Raw genomic sequence first — 15,964 nt, 5'->3', positions numbered from 1 at the left:
TCGGGGGGCGATGCGCGAGGAGAGCGGCCCGGGTGTCACCGTTCCGCCGCCAGGCGCCTGATGGCGCGCAGGGGCGGCGTTACCCGGACGGGCGCGAAACGGCCTGTTTACCGGCCGGCTGCTGCGGCTGGCCGGTAAGGGCGCGCTCCCGCTATAATCGCGCATTTCCCTCACGCAGACGCGTTAGATCATGACCGAGTCCGTTCTCGACTATATGAGCCGCCTGGGCCGCGCCGCCCGTGAAGCGTCGCGCGTTGTCGCGCGCGCCACGGCCGCGCAGAAGAACCAAGCCCTGCTGGCCGCTGCCGATGCCCTGGACGCCGCCCGCGCCCAGCTGACCGAAGCCAACGAAAAGGACCTGGCCAACGGCCGCGCCAATGGCCTGGAGCCAGCCATGCTCGACCGTCTGGCCCTGACTCCGGCGCGCATCGACGACATGATCGAAGGCCTGCGTCAGGTCGCCACGCTGCCGGACCCCATCGGCGAGATCCGCGACATGCGCTACGTGCCGTCCGGCATCCAGATCGGCAAGATGCGCGTGCCGCTGGGCGTGGTCGGGATCATCTACGAATCCCGTCCCAACGTGACCATCGACGCCGCCAGCCTGTGCCTGAAGTCGGGCAATGCGACCATCCTGCGCGGTGGTTCCGAGGCGATCCATTCCAACCAGGCCATCGCTGCGTGCATCCAGACCGGCCTGGCCGCTGCCGGCCTGCCGGCGAGTGCCGTGCAGGTAGTGGAAACCACCGACCGCGCCGCCGTCGGCGCGCTGATCACCATGCCCGAGTATGTGGACGTCATCGTTCCGCGTGGCGGCAAGAGCCTGATCGAGCGCATCAGCCGTGACGCCAAGGTGCCGGTGATCAAGCACCTGGACGGCATCTGCCACGTCTACATCGACGTCGCCGCCGACCTGGACAAGGCCATTCGCGTCGCCGACAACGCCAAGACCCAGCGCTACGCGCCGTGCAACACCATGGAGACGCTGCTGGTGCACACCGGCATCGCCGACCGCGTGCTGCCGCCGCTGGCCGCCATCTACCGCGACAAGGGCGTGGAACTGCGCGGCGACGCCGCCACCCGCGCGCTGCTGGGCGCCGACGTGCTGGAAGCCACCGAGGAAGACTGGCGCACCGAGTACAACGCGCCGATCCTGTCGATTCGTATCGTCGACAGCCTCGCCGCGGCCATCGAGCACATCAACACCTACGGCTCGCAGCACACCGACGCGATCATCACCGAGAACTTCACCGACGCCCGCCGCTTCCTGACCGAAGTGGATTCGGCCTCGGTCATGGTGAACGCTTCGACCCGCTTCGCCGATGGTTTCGAGTACGGCCTGGGCGCTGAGATCGGCATCTCCACCGACAAGCTGCACGCCCGCGGCCCGGTCGGCCTGGAAGGCCTGACCAGCGAGAAGTACGTGGTGTTCGGCGACGGGCACGTGCGCACCTGATGAAGAAGGCGCGTCCCCGGCGGATCGGCCTGTTTGGCGGCACCTTCGATCCGGTGCACATCGGCCACCTGCGCAGCGCGGTGGAGATGGTCGAGCAGTTCGCATTCGACGAACTGCGCCTGATGCCCAACGCCCGTCCGCCGCACCGTGGCAACCCGCAGGTGTCCGCGGAACAGCGGCTGGCGATGGTCGAACTGGCGGTGGCCGACGTGGCGCCGCTGGTGGTGGACGACCGCGAGCTCAAACGTGACAAACCCTCCTACACCATCGACACCCTGGAGTCGCTGCGTGGGGAGCTGGATGAGCAGGACCAGTTGTTCCTGCTGGTCGGCTGGGACGCATTCTGCGGCCTGCCGACCTGGCATCGCTGGGAAGAGTTGCTGGAGCACTGCCATGTCGTCGTGCTGCAGCGCCCGGATGCCGACAGCGAGCCGCCGGAAGACCTGCGCGACCTGCTGGCGGCGCGCAGTGTTGCCGACCCGAAGGCGATGGCTGGCCCGGCCGGGCAGATCACCTTCGTCTGGCAGACGCCGCTGGCGGTTTCCGCCACCCAGATTCGCCTACTCCTGTCGCAGGGGCGCTCCGCGCGCTTCCTGGTGCCGGACGCGGTGTTGAACTATATCGAGGCACACGGCCTGTACCAGGCCCCTCACTGATCAAGTTAGAGAGTCATTCAATGCAAACCGAACAACTGGTCGAACTGACCATCGCCGCCCTGGAAGATCTCAAGGCGCAAGACATCACCGTCATCGACGTGCGCGAGAAGACCAGCATCACCGACGTCATGGTCATCGCCACCGGCAGCTCCGGCCGTCAGGTCAAGTCGCTGGCCGACAACGTGCTGGAGAAGGTCAAGGAGCAGGGCGTCAAGCCCATCGGCAGCGAAGGCCAGGAAGGCGGCGAGTGGGTCCTGATCGACCTCGCCAACGTCGTGGTCCATGTCATGCAGCCGGCCACCCGCCAGTTCTACGACCTGGAGCGCCTGTGGCAGGGCGCCGAGCAGAGCCGCGCTCACCACAGCGCCGAGTAAGTCCGCCGTGCGTCTGCGTCTGATCGCGGTGGGCTCGCGCATGCCGCGCTGGGTGGAAGAGGGCTGGGCCGAGTACGTCAAGCGCCTGCCCTCGGAGCTGTCCCTGGAGCTGGTGGAAATCCCGTTGAACACGCGCGGCAAGAATGCCGACGTGGCGCGGCTGATCCGCCAGGAAGGCGAGGCCATGCTGAGCAAGGTCCAGCCCGGGGAACGGATCGTCACCCTCGAAGTCGAAGGCAAGCCCTGGAGCACCCCCCAGCTGGCGCAGGAGCTCGACCGCTGGCGCCTGGACGCGCGCACCGTCAACCTCATGGTCGGCGGGCCGGAAGGCCTGGCGCCGGAGGTCTGCGCGCGCAGCGAACAACGCTGGTCGCTGTCGCCGCTGACCCTGCCGCACCCGCTGGTGCGTATCCTGGTCGGCGAACAGATCTACCGCGCCTGGACGGTTCTGTCCGGGCACCCCTACCACAAGTAGTCGTAGCCGTTTTCGATGCCGCAGCCGATACAGCTCAAGGACCACGAGAAGGACGCCCGCCTGGTCCGCGCCCGCGTCATCGTCGGCGGGGTGGCGATCTTCCTGCTCGCCCTGGTGCTGGTGGCGCGCATGTATCACCTGCAGGTGACGCAGTACGACTACCACTCGACGCTGTCGGAAAACAACCGCGTCCACGTCCAGCCGATTCCGCCGAACCGTGGCCTGATCTTCGACCGCAACGGCGTGATCATCGCCGACAACCGCCCCAGCTTCAGCCTGACCATCACCCGCGAGCGCACCGAGAACCTGCAGGAAACGCTCAAGGCGCTGGTGGACATCCTCGGTCTGACCGAGGAAGACCAGGCCATCTTCGAGAAGCGCATGAAGCAGGGTCGCCGGCCGTTCGAGCCGGTGCCGATCATGTTCGAGCTCTCCGAAGAGCAGATCGCCCGCATCGCGGTGAACCAGTACCGCCTGCCCGGTGTCGACGTTACCGCGCAGTTCGTCCGCCATTACCCGCTGGGCGAACACTTCGCCCACTCGGTCGGCTACGTCGGGCGGATCAACGAGGCGGAACTGAAGAAGCTCGACCCGGTGGCATATTCCGGTACCCACCATATCGGCAAGACCGGCGTGGAGAAGTTCTACGAGAACGAACTGCACGGCACCGTGGGTTACGAGGAAGTCGAGACCAACGCCCGTGGCCGCGTGCTGCGCGTGCTCAAGCGCACCGAGCCGGTGTCCGGCCGCGACATCGTACTGAGCATCGACAGCAAGCTTCAGGCCAAGGCCGAGGAGGCCCTGGCCGGCCGCCGTGGCGCCATCGTGGCGATCCAGCCGTCCACCGGCGAGGTGCTGGCGATGGTCAGCCAGCCGAGCTACGACCCCAACCTGTTCGTCACCGGCATCAGCTTCAAGGACTACTCGGCCCTGCGCGACTCCGAGGATCGTCCGCTCTACAACCGCGTGCTGCGTGGCCTGTATCCGCCGGGCTCGACGGTGAAACCGGCGGTGGCCATCGCCGGCCTCGACGCCGGCGTGGTGACGCCCGCCACCCGCGTGTTCGACCCCGGCTACTACCAGTTGCCGAACTACGACCACAAGTACCGCAACTGGAACCGCACCGGCGACGGCTGGGTGAACCTGGAAACCGCGATCATGCGGTCCAACGACACCTACTTCTACGACCTGGCCCACAAGCTCGGCATCGACCGCCTGCACGACTACATGAGCGAGTTCGGCTTCGGCCAGCGCGTCGCCCTGGACATGTACGGCGAGGCTGAAGGCCTGATGCCCTCGCGTCAGTGGAAGCGCGCGCTGCGCCGCCAGGCCTGGTTCCCCGGCGAGACGCTGATCCTGGGGATCGGCCAGGGCTACATGCAGGCCACGCCGCTGCAGCTGGCGCAGATGACATCGCTGATCGCCAACAAGGGCAAGTGGATCCGTCCGCATCTGGCCAAGACCATCGACGGCCAGCCGCCGGTGGACCCCGAGCCGATGCCCAACATCCTGCTCAAGGACCCGAACAACTGGAGTCTGGTCGACAACGGCATGCAGCAGGTGGTCCACGGCGCCCGCGGCACCGCGCACAAGGTCGGCGCCACCGCCGTCTACCGCATCGCCGGCAAGTCCGGTACGGCGCAGGTGGTGGCGATCAAGCAGGGCGAGAAGTACGACCGCTCCAAGCTCCTCGAACGGCATCGCGACCACGCCCTGTTCGTGGGGTTCGCGCCGGCGGACAACCCGCAGATCGCGGTGGCCGTGATGGTGGAGAACGGCGAGTCCGGCTCCGGCGTTGCCGCGCCCGTGCTCAAGCAGGTCATGGATGCCTGGCTGCTCGACGAAAACGGCAAGCTCAAACCTGAATACCAGCCTCAGGCCACGGCGGAGGCAGCCAAGCCATGACCAAGAACGGCAATTTCGACCGCACGCTGTCCAACGAAGACGTGATGAAGCGGCGCTCCAGCCTGCTGCAGCGTCTGCACATCGACGGCCTGCTGCTCCTGCTGCTGGTGACCCTGGTCTCCGTCGGCCTGTTCGTCCTCTATTCGGCCAGCGGCAAGAGCTGGGACCTGCTGATCAAGCAGGCTTCGTCCTTCGGCCTGGGCCTGGGCGCGATGTTCGTCCTGGCGCAGATCGAGCCGCGCTTCCTGGCGCGCTGGGTGCCGCTGGGCTACCTGATCGGCGTGGCATTGCTGGTGGTGGTGGACGTGATGGGCCACAACGCCATGGGCGCGACCCGCTGGATCAACATCCCCGGCGTCATCCGCTTCCAGCCGGCGGAGTTCATGAAGCTGCTGATGCCCATGACCATCGCCTGGTACCTGTCTAAGCGCTCGCTGCCGCCGGGCTTCAAGCACAGCCTGATCGGCCTGGCACTGATCGTGGTGCCCTTCGTGCTGATCCTCAAGCAGCCTGACCTGGGCACCGCCATGCTGGTGCTGGCCTCCGGCGCCTTCGTGCTGTTCGTCGGCGGCCTGCGCTGGCGCTGGATCATCACGGCCGTGTCGGCGGCGGTGCCGGTGGCGGTGGCCATGTGGTACTTCGTCATGCACGACTACCAGAAGCAGCGCGTGCTGACCTTCCTCGACCCGGAGAGCGACCCGCTGGGCACCGGCTGGAACATCATCCAGTCGAAAGCGGCCATCGGCTCGGGCGGCGTGTTCGGCAAGGGCTGGCTGCTGGGTACACAGTCCCATCTGGATTTTTTGCCCGAAAGCCACACGGACTTTATCATTGCCGTGCTCGGCGAAGAGTTCGGCCTGGTCGGAGTGTGCCTCCTGCTGGTGCTGTACCTGCTGGTGATCTACCGGGGGCTGTGGATCACCGCCCAGGCGCAGACGCTGTTCGGCAAGTTGCTCGCCGGCAGCATCACCATGACCTTCTTCGTGTATGTGTTCGTCAACATTGGTATGGTCAGCGGGCTGTTGCCAGTGGTGGGGGTGCCGCTGCCTTTCATTAGTTATGGCGGAACTTCGCTGGTGACCCTGATGTCAGGGTTCGGGGTTTTGATGTCGATCCATACCCATCGCAAGTGGATCGCCCAGGTTTGATGACAAGAGTGAAGAAAGGGATGCAAGTATTGCGCGCCTGGGCTTCCAGGGGAGTGCATTGGGTCGGACTCGCGGGGGCGATCGGCATGTCCGGTGCCGCTGCCGCGGGCGATTACGATGGTTCGCCCCAGGTTGCCGAGTTCGTCAGCGAAATGACCCGTGAGTACGGCTTCGCCGGCGAACAGCTCATGGGTCTCTTCCATGACGTGGAGCGCAAGCAGTCCATCCTCGACGCCATCTCCCGCCCCGCCGAACGGGTCAAGACCTGGAAGGAATACCGTCCGATCTTCGTCACCGACGCGCGCATCAACCGCGGCGTGGACTTCTGGAACCAGAACGCCGAGGCCCTGGCCCGCGCCGAGAAGGAATACGGCGTGCCGGCCCAGTACATCGTCGCCATCATCGGTGTCGAAACCTTCTTCGGCCGCAACACCGGCAACTTCAAGGTGATGGACGCGCTGTCCACCCTGGGCTTCGACTACCCGCCGCGCGCCGACTTCTTCCGCAAGGAGCTCAAGCAGTTCCTGTTGCTGGCCCGCGAACAGCAGGTCGACCCGCTCAGCCTGACCGGCTCCTACGCCGGCGCCATGGGCCTGCCGCAGTTCATGCCGAGCAGCTTCCGCGCCTACGCCGTGGACTTCGACGGCGACGGCCACATCAATATCTGGAGCGACCCGACCGATGCCATCGGCAGCGTCGCCAACTACTTCAAGCAGCACGGCTGGCACACCGGCGAACCGGTGGTGTCGCAGGCGGAAATCGGCACCTCCACTGCCGAGGACGCGCTCACCCAGGGCCTGGACCCGCAGCTGAACCTCGGTCAGCTACGCTCTCAGGGCTGGCGCACCCATGACGTGCTGCGCGACGACCTGATGGTCACCGCCATGCGCCTGGAAGGCGACCAGGGCACCGAGTACTGGGTCGGCCTGCCGAACTTCTATGTGATCACCCGATACAACCGCAGCGCCATGTACGCCATGGCGGTCCATCAGCTGGCTGGCGAGATCGCCAAGGCGCGAGGTGTCCATTGAGCAAGCGAATCGCAAGTCCCGGCCTCTGGTCGCTGGCCGCCTGCGTTGGCCTGAGCACCATGTTCCTCGCCAGTTGTACCGGTAACCGTGCGCCCCAGCAGCAGCCGGTGGCCAGCAGCGGCATTTCCGGCCCCTACGACTACAACCGCCCGCACCGCGACGGCGCGCCCTGGTGGGATGTCGACGTCTCGCGTATCCCCGACGCGGTGCCGATGCGGCATAACGGCCCGGTGAAGAACAACCCCTACACCGTGCTGGGCAAGACCTACTACCCGATGAACGACGCGCGCACCTATAACGTCGTGGGTACGGCGTCCTGGTACGGCACCAAGTTCCACGGCCAGGCCACCGCCAACGGCGAGCAGTACGACCTCTACGGCATGACCGCTGCGCACAAGACCCTGCCGCTGCCCAGCTACGTCCGCGTGACCAACCTGGACAATGGCAAGAGCGTGATCGTCCGGGTCAACGACCGTGGCCCGTTCTATTCCGATCGGGTGATCGACCTGTCCTTCGCCGCGGCGAAGAAACTTGGTTACGCCGAAACTGGCACCGCGCGGGTCAAGGTCGAGGGTATCGATCCGGATCGCTGGTGGGCCTCCCAGGGCAAATCGCAGCCGATGATCATGGCACTGCCGAAGATGGCAACGCCGCAGCCGTCCGCTGCGCAGCCCCAGGCCGTGGCCATGGCGCAACCGATCGAAACCTACACCCCGCCGCCCGCGCAGCACGCAGCGCCCTTGGCGCCGGTTCAGATCGACTCAAAAAAAAACGCTTCATTACCAGCCGATGGCCTGTATCTCCAGGTGGGTGCCTTCGCCAACCCGGACGCTGCGGAGCTTCTCAAGGAGAAGGTCGGCAGCCTGACGGGGGCGAAATCCTTTATCAGCTCGGTCGTGGTCAACCAGCAGACCTTGTACCGAGTGCGCCTGGGACCGATCAACACGCAGGATGAAGCAAGCCGGATGCAGGACAGCATCCGTGTGGCCAACCTTGGCCAACCCAAGCTCGTGCACCTGGACTGAGATTCCACCGCACGCGCCGCAGCGGCACGCAGAGGCCGCGGCAACGAGTTCCCCCCAAGGGGATTGTTTGACCATTAGTGAACCCCAGAGAAACGGATGAACATCTTCAACATCGCCAAACGTCTGTCATTGCTTGTGCTGCTCAGCGCCCCCGTGGCCAGCTGGGCCGCTGAAGTCGTTCCCGCCGCGCCGCAACTGGCGGCCAAAGCCTGGGTCCTGATGGACGGCGCCAGCGGCCAGATCCTCGTCGAGAATGCCGGCGACGAACGCCTGCCTCCGGCCAGCCTGACCAAGCTGATGACCGCCTACATCGCTACCAAGGAAATCGAAGGCGGCCGCATCGGTGAAAACGACCAGGTCACCGTCAGTGAACATGCCTGGCGCACCGGTGGTTCGCGCATGTTCATCAAGGTCGGCTCCCAGGTCTCGGTGAGCGACCTGCTGCACGGCATCATCATCCAGTCGGGCAACGACGCCTCCGTCGCCCTGGCCGAGCACATCGCCGGCAGCGAAGACGCCTTCGCCGACATGATGAACACCACCGCGCAGAAGCTGGGCATGACCAATTCCCACTTCATGGACGCCACCGGCCTGCCCAACCCGGAGCACTACTCCTCCGCCAAGGACATGGCGATCCTGGCCCGCGCCATCATCTATGGCGAGCCGACCCACTACGCCATCTACGCGCAGAAAGAGTTCCTCTGGAACAACATCAAGCAGCCCAACCGCAACCTGCTGCTGTGGCGCGACAAGACCGTCGACGGCCTGAAGACCGGCCACACCGACGAGGCCGGCTACTGCCTGGTGGCCTCCGCCGTGCGTGACGGCCAGCGCATGATCGCCGTGGTGTTCGGTACCAACAGCGAGCAGGCCCGCGCCGCCGAGACCCAGAAGCTGCTGACCTACGGCTTCCGCTTCTTCGAATCGCAGACCTTCTACAAGAAGGGCGCCGAACTGACCAAGGCCATGGTCTGGAAGGGCTCCGAGCACGAAGTCAAAGCCGGCCTGGCCGAAGACCTGACCATGACCGTACCGCGCGGCCAGCTCAAGCAGCTGCAGGCCAACATGGTCGTCGAGCCGAGCCTGATGGCTCCGATCCAGCAGGGTCAGGTGATCGGCAAGGTCGAAGTCAAACTGGGTGACAAGGTCGTCCGTACCTCCGACCTGGTAGCCCTGAACGCCGTCGAGGAAGGTGGCTTCTTCCGCCGCATGTGGGACAGCCTGCGCCTGTTCTTCTACGGCCTGTTCAACTGACCGCCCGTCCCGGCCTTGCACTTTTGTATACAAAGCCGGGATTGATCCTCACGCGCAGTCGCAAACTCGGGTAAAATGCCCGCCTGCGACTGCGCGGTCCCCCCGTGGCCCGGCAGCCGTCGTCCGATCCACCCGGAGCGCCTCCATCCTGGGCGCTCATGCGGAGGCGGGCTACCCGCCCGCGAGTGCCATGACTGATACCCCTGATACTGTCGACACGACCGAACAGCCCGCGCCGAAGATCGAGTTCCCCTGTGAACGCTATCCGATCAAGGTCATTGGCGATGCTGGCGAAGGCTTCTCCGATCTGGTCGTCGAGATCATCCAGCGCCACGCGCCCGACCTCGACGTCACTACCCTGGTCTCCCGTGACAGCCGCAACGGCCGCTTCCTGTCCGTGCAGCTGCTGATCACCGCCACCAGTGTCGACCAACTGCAGAACATCCATAAAGACCTGCGCGCCACCGGCCGCGTCCACATGGTGCTCTGATGGGCGAAACGCTGGGCTTTCGTGAGCTGGGGATCCTCCCTTACGAGCCGACCTGGCACGCCATGCAGCGCTTCACCGCCGAGCGTGGTGCTGAAACCCCGGATGAAGTCTGGCTGCTGGAGCACGAGCGCGTGTTCACCCAGGGCCAGGCCGGCAAGGCCGAGCACGTGCTGTTCCCCGGCGACATCCCGGTGGTCCAGGTCGACCGTGGCGGCCAGGTGACCTATCACGGCCCCGGCCAACTGGTGGCCTACCTGCTGCTCGACGTGCGCCGTTCCGGTATCGGCGTGCGCGACCTGGTCTCGCGCATCGAACAAAGCCTCATCGGCCTGCTGGACAGTTATGGCGTGCAAGCCGTGTCCAAACCCGATGCTCCGGGCGTCTATGTCGACGGCGCGAAGATCGCATCCCTCGGCCTGCGCATTCGCAACGGCCGTTCCTTCCACGGCCTGGCACTGAACGTGGACATGGACCTGGAACCCTTTCGACGCATCAATCCCTGCGGTTACGCAGGCATGGCCATGACCCAGCTGAGCCAGCTGGCGGGCCCCATCGCATTGGCCGATGTGCGCGAGCGCCTGCGTGGCGAACTCGTCCAGCGCCTTGGCTACGCAGCACAGAAGACCCTAACGGGCGGGATCTAACCTAGATGAGCACTGTTGTGGATAACCCAGGTCAGGCCGCCCCGGCCGCCAAGCCGGGCAAGGTGGAAGTCGGCGTCAAGCTGCGTGGCGCGGAAAAGGTCGCGCGCATTCCGGTGAAGATCATCCCCACCGACGAACTGCCGAAGAAGCCCGACTGGATTCGCGTGCGCATCCCGGTTTCCCCCGAGGTCGACCGCATCAAGCAACTGCTGCGCAAGCACAAGCTGCACAGCGTCTGCGAGGAAGCCTCCTGCCCGAACCTCGGCGAATGCTTCTCCGGCGGCACCGCCACCTTCATGATCATGGGCGACATCTGCACCCGTCGCTGCCCGTTCTGCGACGTCGGCCACGGCCGGCCGAAGCCGCTGGACGTCGATGAGCCGAAGAACCTCGCCATCGCCATCGCCGACCTGCGCCTGAAGTACGTGGTGATCACCTCGGTGGACCGCGACGACCTGCGCGACGGCGGCGCCCAGCACTTCGCCGACTGCCTGCGGGAAATCCGCCAGCTGTCCCCCGGCATCCAGCTGGAAACCCTGGTTCCGGACTACCGCGGGCGCATGGACATCGCCCTGGAAATCACCGCCCAGGAGCCGCCGGATGTGTTCAACCACAACCTGGAAACCGTGCCGCGCCTGTACAAGTCCTCCCGTCCGGGCTCGGACTTCGAGTGGTCGCTGGACCTGCTGCAGAAGTTCAAGCAAATGGTTCCCCACGTGCCGACCAAATCCGGCCTGATGCTCGGCCTGGGCGAAACCGACGAGGAAGTCATCGAGGTCATGCAGCGTATGCGCGAGCACGACATCGACATGCTGACCCTCGGCCAGTACCTGCAGCCCTCGCGCAACCACCTGCCGGTGCAGCGCTTCGTGCATCCGGACACCTTCGCCTGGTTCGCCGAGGAAGGCGAGAAGATGGGCTTCAAGAACGTCGCCTCCGGTCCGCTGGTGCGCTCGTCCTATCACGCCGACCAGCAGGCGCACGGCACCAAGATCGGCTGAGCCCTGGCTCAATGAAAAGGCGCCCTCGGGCGCCTTTTTTGTTTATGCCTTCTGCCGGAGCTGGCCGAGCAGGGCCGGGGTCGGATAGCCGTCCGCCGGCGAGCCGACGGAGTGCTGGAATGCACGGATCGCCTTGCGCGTATTGGCGCCTATGATCCCGTCGGCGGTTCCTGGCTGATAGCCGTGCCTGGCCAGCAGCTCCTGCAGTTCGATACGCTCGGAGCGGCTGAGCGGGACATCGCCCACGGGCCACTGAGCCGCCAGTTTGCCGCCGCCCTTGAAGCTGTCTGCCAACAGGCCCACGGCAAGGGCGTAGGAAGTGGAGTTGTTGTACTTGAGGACGGCGCGGAAGTTGTCCGTCACCAGGAAGGCCGGGCCGCGATAGCCCGCCGGGAGCAGCAGCGAGACGCTGGCCTGCGGGTCACTGGGCAGGATGCCGCCGGCCACCTTGATGCCCTGCCGCAGCCACTCGTTCATCGGTTTGCGGATATCCATGTCCGCCTGGGCATAGTCGAAGCCCGGCGGCAGGCGCACCTCGAAGCCCCAGCTTTGTCCGCGTTTCCAGCCGGACGTGCTCAGGTAATTCGCCGTAGAGGCCAGGGCATCGGTGGGCGAGTCCCAGATGTCGCGGCGGCCGTCGCCGTCGAAGTCCACGGCGTAGCGGTTATAGGTAGTGGGGATGAACTGGGTCTGGCCCATGGCGCCGGCCCAGGAGCCGATCATGTTGCTTGATGGCACGTCGCCGTGCTGAATGATCTGCAGCGCAGCGATCAGCTGGTCACGGCCGAAGTCCGGGCGGCGGCCTTCGTAGGCCAGGGTGGCAAGTGAACGGATCACGTTCTTGCTGCCCATCTGCTGGCCGAAGTTGCTTTCCATGCCCCAGATGGCCACCACGGCTTCGCGGTCGACGCCGTAGGTGTTGTCGATGCGTTGCAGTGCCTCGGCGTTCTGCAGCAACTGGTCCTGGCCATTGCGCACTCGCGCTGGGGAGACGGCGCTTTCCAGATACTGCCAGACGGGGCGGGTGAACTCGGGCTGGCTGCGGTCGGCGGTCACCACCGAGTCGTCTGGCTCGATGCCCTGGAACGCCGTATCGAACGTCTGTGCGCTGATGCCGGCGGCGAGTGCCTGGACGCGGAAGCCGTCGCGCCACTGGGCGAAGCTTTGCGTAGGTTGCGCCTGCACGCTGGCGGCGGAGTCCTTGGGCGGCGGCTCCGTACAGGCAGTCAGCAGGCCGAGCGAGGCCAGGGTCACGGCGACGAGCAGGCAGCGTTGGCCGATAACAGTTGGAACGGGCTTGCGCATTGCTCTCCTCGAGTACTGGCAGGCGAGCGGCCACCATAACATGACCACTGTGACGCGTCTGCGGCGGGCAGAAGCGGGGGTTGTAGGGTTGGATGGCTGCGCAGGGCGAAAATTCCCCTATCGGGTTTGCACTTGTCGGGTGGTGGCAGCTTGTTTTGTAGGAGCGGACTTTGTCCGCGATGGCTATACGGGGCTGGCCTGCCGGCCGGATCGCGGACGGAGTCCGCTCCTACGGGAGTCGCGGCACTTACTGCTTGGGCTGGGCCCCGGTTTCCTGATCGACCTTGGGTGCGCTCTGGCTCAGCTCCTTGAGCATCTCGTCGTAGGCGGCGCAGTCGTCCGGACGCTCTTCGCTGGAGCGAGCCTTCTTCATTTCGGCGAGTTTTTCGTTGAGCTTCTGCGCGCGCTGGGGATCGCTGCGGGTGACTTCGGTGACCTTGGCGGCGACTTGCTTGCCCTTGGCCTCGGCTTCCTGGTCGGAGCAGAAGGCATGGGCATGAAGGCTGAAGGGCAGGATAAGGATGGTGGCGATGAGCGGGGCTTTCATGGCAGGACCTCCAGGGGCGTGGCTGTCCGGTTGAAAGCGGGAGGGCGGGGTGGTTCAGCTTTTCCGATGTTTCAGGCCGCCAGAAGCGAAGAAGCCTCCCAATTGTGGGAGGCTTCGCGGCGGTAGCTGCCTTTGCCTTTGAGGGGCGTTTCCTGGCGGCTGCGGAACAGCGGTTGCGCGACCAGGGATTTGGCCTTGTTCGGCCGTTTGGATTTCTTCGCCATCATGATGTCCTCATCGATACCGGCCCTTTGCCGGCGCGCGCATGTTCTGCCTGATTGGCACGCTTGTCCAATACCTTTGGTCAGTCGGCGGATGGGCCAAGGCCAGATGACGGCTATCGGGGCTACTCTGGCTGCGGTGAACTTTTTGACGCCACGGACAAGAATGGAGGACAAGGTGATGAAGTTTCTCTGCATGATCTACTTCGACGAGCGCAAGGCGGCTGAGCTGCCGGAGGCCGAGCTGCGCGGCATCGTCGACGACTGTATGACCTACAGCGAACAACTGCGGCGCAGCGGCAACTACATCGCCGCCCATGCGCTGCTGCCGACGGCCACCGGCAGCACCTTGCGTGGCCAGGGCGACAAGCTGGCGATCACCGACGGGCCGTTCGCGGAAACCAAGGAGCAGCTCGGAGGCTTCTACCTGATCGAGGCCAGGGACATGGAGGAAGCCCAGCGCATCGCCGCGAAGATTCCGCCGGGACGCCTGGGCTGTGTGGAGGTGCGGCAGGTGCGCGAGTGGGAGTAGCGCCGACGGCGTTTGCCCTCGGCTTTTTGTAGGAGCGAGCTTGCTCGCGAATGACCGCGCTGAAGCCTCGTGGAGGTGGGAGCCTGTCGCTGTAGGGTCTAACGCTGTGGCGTTAGACGCTGTTCGCGAGCAAGCTCGCTCCTGGTTGGGGTGTGGCGGTAGTCTTGGCTTTAGGCCGATGGCAGGCTGATGCGCTGCCCGGCGACCAGCAGGGCCAGACGGGCGAGGCTGCTCCAGGCATTGCCCGGCGCCTGTCCCTTGATCTGTGCGTCGATCAGTTGGGCATCCTGCAGCATCTGGTTCCAGCGTGGCGCGGTGTGCCGTTGCAGGGCCTTGCTCATCAGTGGACGGCGTTTGTCCCAGATGGGCGGGCGGGCCTGGCTGAAGGCCTTGTCCAGGGGAACGCCCTGGCTGAACTGCTGAGCGAGGCTGGCCAGCACGCGGATCTCCCGGGCCAGGGCCCAGAGAATCACCGGCGGCTCCACGCCTTCGCCGCGCAGGCCTTCGAGCATGCGCAGGCAGTGGGCGGCTTCGCCATTCAGGGCGGCATCGATCAGGCCGAACACGTCGAAGCGCGCGCTATCGGCGACCGCCGCCTGGACGGTAGCGGCGTCGATCTGCTGACCATCGGCCAGCAGCTTGAGCTTTTCGATTTCCTGGGCGGCGGCCAGCAGGTTGCCCTCCACCCGAGCGGCGATCAGGTCCACCGCTTCCTGGCTGGCGGCAAGGCCGGCCTGGGACAGGCGCTGGCGAATCCATTGCGGCAACTGGTGCACGTCGATGGGCCAGATCTGGATGAACTGGGCGACGTCGCCGTCGATCAGGGCCTTGGCCCACTTGGTCTTCTGCGTGCTGCCATCGAGCTTGGGCAGGCTGACCAGCAGGACGGTGTCTTCCGGCGGGCGCTGCAGGTATTCCAGGAGGATGGCCGCGCCCTTGTCGCCGGGCTTGCCGGAGGGCAGGCGCAGCTCGATCAGGCGCTTTTCGGCAAACAGTGAAAGGCTGGCGCCGGCTTCGAGCAGTTGGCCCCAGTCGAAGTTGGCTTCGGCGTTGAATACCTGGCGTTCACCGAAATCACGCTGGCGGCAGGCCGCGCGAATGGCGTCGCAGGCTTCCTGGCAGAGCAGAGGCTCGTCACCGCTGACGACGTAGACGGAGGCGAGGTTGCCCTGCAGGTGCTTGGCGAGTTGTCCGGGATTGAGCTTCATGATGAAAAAGGGGCCGGATCGTCCGGCCCCTGCATGTCACTCGGATTTCGGGAATTCGATCGGCGACTGCTGCGGCTGCGCCTTGGCGGCGTCGTCCGCGGCCTTCTGCGCATCCGCTTCGGCCTTGGCCTTGGCGTCGGCTTTGCGCTGCAGTTCATCCAGCTGGGCCGGGGTGATCATCTGCAGGCGCATGGCCATCTGCTGGACCAGGTCGCGGCGCATTTCTTCGCGGATCTGCGCGGCTTCCTGATCGGAGCCAACCAGGTTGTTCTCATCCTGTACGTAGACCTTGCGCACCTGGACCTGGCCGTTCAGCAGCAGCAGGTTGTTGGTGCCGCGGATTTCGTAGTCCAGGGTGTTGGTCAGCTGGTTCTCCGCGCTGCGTGCGGAGCTGGTGTAGCTGACGGTACGGCTGGTCACGTCCTCGCGGGCGAGGATGACGTGGTAGGGCGCGCGGGAAACGACTTTCACGCCGCTGCCTTCGAGAACCTGCTGGAGTTGCGTGACCGTTTCGCCGTAGGCGTTACGGGCGGTCAGGTCGACTTCCTTGAGCGCAAAGTTCGTATCGCCCAGGCCGCGCAGTTGGAAACCGCAGGCGCTCAGCACGCTGGCCAGGCCGATCAGCGCGAGGCTGGTCAGGATACGTTTCATCAAGCTTCCCTCACTCCTGTTGATCCGGGGTGCCCGTGGCC

Annotated in this window: 18 protein-coding genes; 13 read left to right on the top strand and 5 right to left on the bottom strand. The window is 65.4% G+C overall.

Going from position 1 to position 15,964, the window contains the following annotated elements; genetic code table 11:
• Window positions 1-190 precede the first annotated feature (190 nt).
• The 12 genes from ACQ5BL_RS24465 (at window position 191) to lipA (ending at window position 11,459) form a co-directional block, all read left to right on the top strand.
• Complete coding sequence (locus tag ACQ5BL_RS24465) at window positions 191-1,456, top strand: glutamate-5-semialdehyde dehydrogenase (RefSeq protein WP_243805177.1); 1,266 nt, start codon at window positions 191-193, stop codon at window positions 1,454-1,456.
• Window positions 1,456-2,112 carry a nicotinate-nucleotide adenylyltransferase gene (gene nadD / locus ACQ5BL_RS24460; protein ID WP_207884672.1) on the top strand — a complete coding sequence of 219 codons (657 nt, stop codon included), beginning with the start codon at window positions 1,456-1,458 and terminating at the stop codon, window positions 2,110-2,112. The genes ACQ5BL_RS24465 and nadD overlap by 1 nt, the downstream gene beginning before the upstream one ends.
• Window positions 2,113-2,132: 20 nt before the next feature.
• Window positions 2,133-2,486 carry a ribosome silencing factor gene (rsfS, locus tag ACQ5BL_RS24455; protein WP_207884671.1) on the top strand — a complete coding sequence of 118 codons (354 nt, stop codon included), beginning with the start codon at window positions 2,133-2,135 and terminating at the stop codon, window positions 2,484-2,486.
• Between the two features lie 7 nt (window positions 2,487-2,493).
• Complete coding sequence (gene rlmH, locus ACQ5BL_RS24450; RefSeq protein ID WP_015475414.1) at window positions 2,494-2,961, top strand: 23S rRNA (pseudouridine(1915)-N(3))-methyltransferase RlmH; 468 nt, start codon at window positions 2,494-2,496, stop codon at window positions 2,959-2,961.
• Between the two features lie 15 nt (window positions 2,962-2,976).
• On the top strand, window positions 2,977-4,866 hold the full coding sequence (mrdA, locus tag ACQ5BL_RS24445; RefSeq protein ID WP_207884669.1) for a penicillin-binding protein 2: 1,890 nt from the start codon (window positions 2,977-2,979) through the stop codon (window positions 4,864-4,866).
• A 44-nt stretch (window positions 4,867-4,910) separates the two neighbouring features.
• Window positions 4,911-6,014: a rod shape-determining protein RodA gene (gene rodA / locus ACQ5BL_RS24440; RefSeq protein WP_207884751.1), complete on the top strand. Its 1,104-nt coding sequence runs from the start codon at window positions 4,911-4,913 to the stop codon at window positions 6,012-6,014.
• Window positions 6,015-6,022: 8 nt separating this feature from the next.
• Window positions 6,023-7,045 (top strand): lytic murein transglycosylase B, encoded by a 1,023-nt coding sequence (gene mltB / locus ACQ5BL_RS24435; RefSeq protein ID WP_207884750.1) that lies wholly within the window; start codon window positions 6,023-6,025, stop codon window positions 7,043-7,045.
• Window positions 7,042-8,070 (top strand): septal ring lytic transglycosylase RlpA family protein, encoded by a 1,029-nt coding sequence (locus tag ACQ5BL_RS24430; RefSeq protein WP_430293303.1) that lies wholly within the window; start codon window positions 7,042-7,044, stop codon window positions 8,068-8,070. Before mltB ends, ACQ5BL_RS24430 begins: the two co-directional genes overlap by 4 nt.
• A 96-nt stretch (window positions 8,071-8,166) precedes the next feature.
• Window positions 8,167-9,324, top strand: a complete 1,158-nt coding sequence (locus ACQ5BL_RS24425; protein WP_207884667.1) for a D-alanyl-D-alanine carboxypeptidase family protein — start codon at window positions 8,167-8,169, stop codon at window positions 9,322-9,324.
• A gap of 190 nt (window positions 9,325-9,514) precedes the next feature.
• Window positions 9,515-9,814, top strand: coding sequence for a DUF493 domain-containing protein (locus ACQ5BL_RS24420; protein WP_207884666.1), 300 nt, complete (start codon window positions 9,515-9,517; stop codon window positions 9,812-9,814).
• On the top strand, window positions 9,814-10,458 hold the full coding sequence (gene lipB / locus ACQ5BL_RS24415) for a lipoyl(octanoyl) transferase LipB (RefSeq protein ID WP_207884665.1): 645 nt from the start codon (window positions 9,814-9,816) through the stop codon (window positions 10,456-10,458). The genes ACQ5BL_RS24420 and lipB overlap by 1 nt, the downstream gene beginning before the upstream one ends.
• 5 nt (window positions 10,459-10,463) lie before the next feature.
• A complete protein-coding gene (lipA, locus tag ACQ5BL_RS24410; protein WP_243805178.1) occupies window positions 10,464-11,459 on the top strand; it encodes a lipoyl synthase in 996 nt (331 codons plus the stop codon).
• Between the two features lie 42 nt (window positions 11,460-11,501).
• On the opposite strand, the gene ACQ5BL_RS24405 is transcribed toward lipA, so the two are convergent.
• The 3 genes from ACQ5BL_RS24405 to arfA form a co-directional block, all read right to left on the bottom strand.
• The gene (locus ACQ5BL_RS24405) at window positions 11,502-12,764 is read right to left on the bottom strand and encodes a lytic murein transglycosylase (RefSeq protein ID WP_243805179.1); all 1,263 of its coding nucleotides are present in this window, start codon (window positions 12,762-12,764) and stop codon (window positions 11,502-11,504) included.
• Between the two features lie 247 nt (window positions 12,765-13,011).
• A complete protein-coding gene (locus tag ACQ5BL_RS24400) occupies window positions 13,012-13,311 on the bottom strand; it encodes a hypothetical protein (protein WP_243805180.1) in 300 nt (99 codons plus the stop codon).
• Window positions 13,312-13,382: 71 nt separating this feature from the next.
• Window positions 13,383-13,535 carry an alternative ribosome rescue factor ArfA gene (gene arfA / locus ACQ5BL_RS24395; RefSeq protein ID WP_207884748.1) on the bottom strand — a complete coding sequence of 51 codons (153 nt, stop codon included), beginning with the start codon at window positions 13,533-13,535 and terminating at the stop codon, window positions 13,383-13,385.
• Window positions 13,536-13,713: 178 nt separating this feature from the next.
• Here arfA and ACQ5BL_RS24390 point away from each other — a divergent pair, with 178 nt between their 5' ends.
• Window positions 13,714-14,064 (top strand): YciI family protein, encoded by a 351-nt coding sequence (locus ACQ5BL_RS24390; protein WP_243805181.1) that lies wholly within the window; start codon window positions 13,714-13,716, stop codon window positions 14,062-14,064.
• Between the two features lie 170 nt (window positions 14,065-14,234).
• Here ACQ5BL_RS24390 and holA read toward each other — a convergent pair whose 3' ends face one another.
• Both holA and lptE read right to left on the bottom strand, forming a co-directional pair.
• Window positions 14,235-15,272, bottom strand: coding sequence for a DNA polymerase III subunit delta (holA, locus tag ACQ5BL_RS24385; RefSeq protein WP_207884656.1), 1,038 nt, complete (start codon window positions 15,270-15,272; stop codon window positions 14,235-14,237).
• Window positions 15,273-15,308: 36 nt separating this feature from the next.
• Entirely contained in the window at window positions 15,309-15,923 is a 615-nt protein-coding gene (lptE, locus tag ACQ5BL_RS24380) for an LPS assembly lipoprotein LptE (RefSeq protein WP_207884655.1), read from the bottom strand.
• Window positions 15,924-15,964: the final 41 nt, after the last annotated feature.

Source organism: Pseudomonas sp. B1-22 (assembly GCF_050474425.1).
Classification (GTDB): Bacteria; Pseudomonadota; Gammaproteobacteria; order Pseudomonadales; family Pseudomonadaceae; genus Pseudomonas.
The sequence above is the reverse complement of the archived record's forward strand: the minus strand, read 5'-3'. Positions and strand labels throughout refer to the sequence as shown.

What these genes read in the sequence shown, in the direction of transcription:
- ACQ5BL_RS24405 (WP_243805179.1), bottom strand. Translation starts at nt 12,764, where the DNA reads ATGCGCAAGCCCGTTCCAACTGTTATCGGCCAACGCTGCCTGCTCGTC.
- nadD (WP_207884672.1), top strand. Translation starts at nt 1,456, where the DNA reads ATGAAGAAGGCGCGTCCCCGGCGGATCGGCCTGTTTGGCGGCACCTTC.
- mrdA (WP_207884669.1), top strand. Translation starts at nt 2,977, where the DNA reads ATGCCGCAGCCGATACAGCTCAAGGACCACGAGAAGGACGCCCGCCTG.
- arfA (WP_207884748.1), bottom strand. Translation starts at nt 13,535, where the DNA reads ATGGCGAAGAAATCCAAACGGCCGAACAAGGCCAAATCCCTGGTCGCG.
- ACQ5BL_RS24425 (WP_207884667.1), top strand. Translation starts at nt 8,167, where the DNA reads ATGAACATCTTCAACATCGCCAAACGTCTGTCATTGCTTGTGCTGCTC.
- lptE (WP_207884655.1), bottom strand. Translation starts at nt 15,923, where the DNA reads ATGAAACGTATCCTGACCAGCCTCGCGCTGATCGGCCTGGCCAGCGTG.
- rsfS (WP_207884671.1), top strand. Translation starts at nt 2,133, where the DNA reads ATGCAAACCGAACAACTGGTCGAACTGACCATCGCCGCCCTGGAAGAT.
- lipA (WP_243805178.1), top strand. Translation starts at nt 10,464, where the DNA reads ATGAGCACTGTTGTGGATAACCCAGGTCAGGCCGCCCCGGCCGCCAAG.
- ACQ5BL_RS24400 (WP_243805180.1), bottom strand. Translation starts at nt 13,311, where the DNA reads ATGAAAGCCCCGCTCATCGCCACCATCCTTATCCTGCCCTTCAGCCTT.
- lipB (WP_207884665.1), top strand. Translation starts at nt 9,814, where the DNA reads ATGGGCGAAACGCTGGGCTTTCGTGAGCTGGGGATCCTCCCTTACGAG.
- ACQ5BL_RS24420 (WP_207884666.1), top strand. Translation starts at nt 9,515, where the DNA reads ATGACTGATACCCCTGATACTGTCGACACGACCGAACAGCCCGCGCCG.
- ACQ5BL_RS24465 (WP_243805177.1), top strand. Translation starts at nt 191, where the DNA reads ATGACCGAGTCCGTTCTCGACTATATGAGCCGCCTGGGCCGCGCCGCC.
- holA (WP_207884656.1), bottom strand. Translation starts at nt 15,272, where the DNA reads ATGAAGCTCAATCCCGGACAACTCGCCAAGCACCTGCAGGGCAACCTC.
- ACQ5BL_RS24390 (WP_243805181.1), top strand. Translation starts at nt 13,714, where the DNA reads ATGAAGTTTCTCTGCATGATCTACTTCGACGAGCGCAAGGCGGCTGAG.
- rodA (WP_207884751.1), top strand. Translation starts at nt 4,911, where the DNA reads ATGAAGCGGCGCTCCAGCCTGCTGCAGCGTCTGCACATCGACGGCCTG.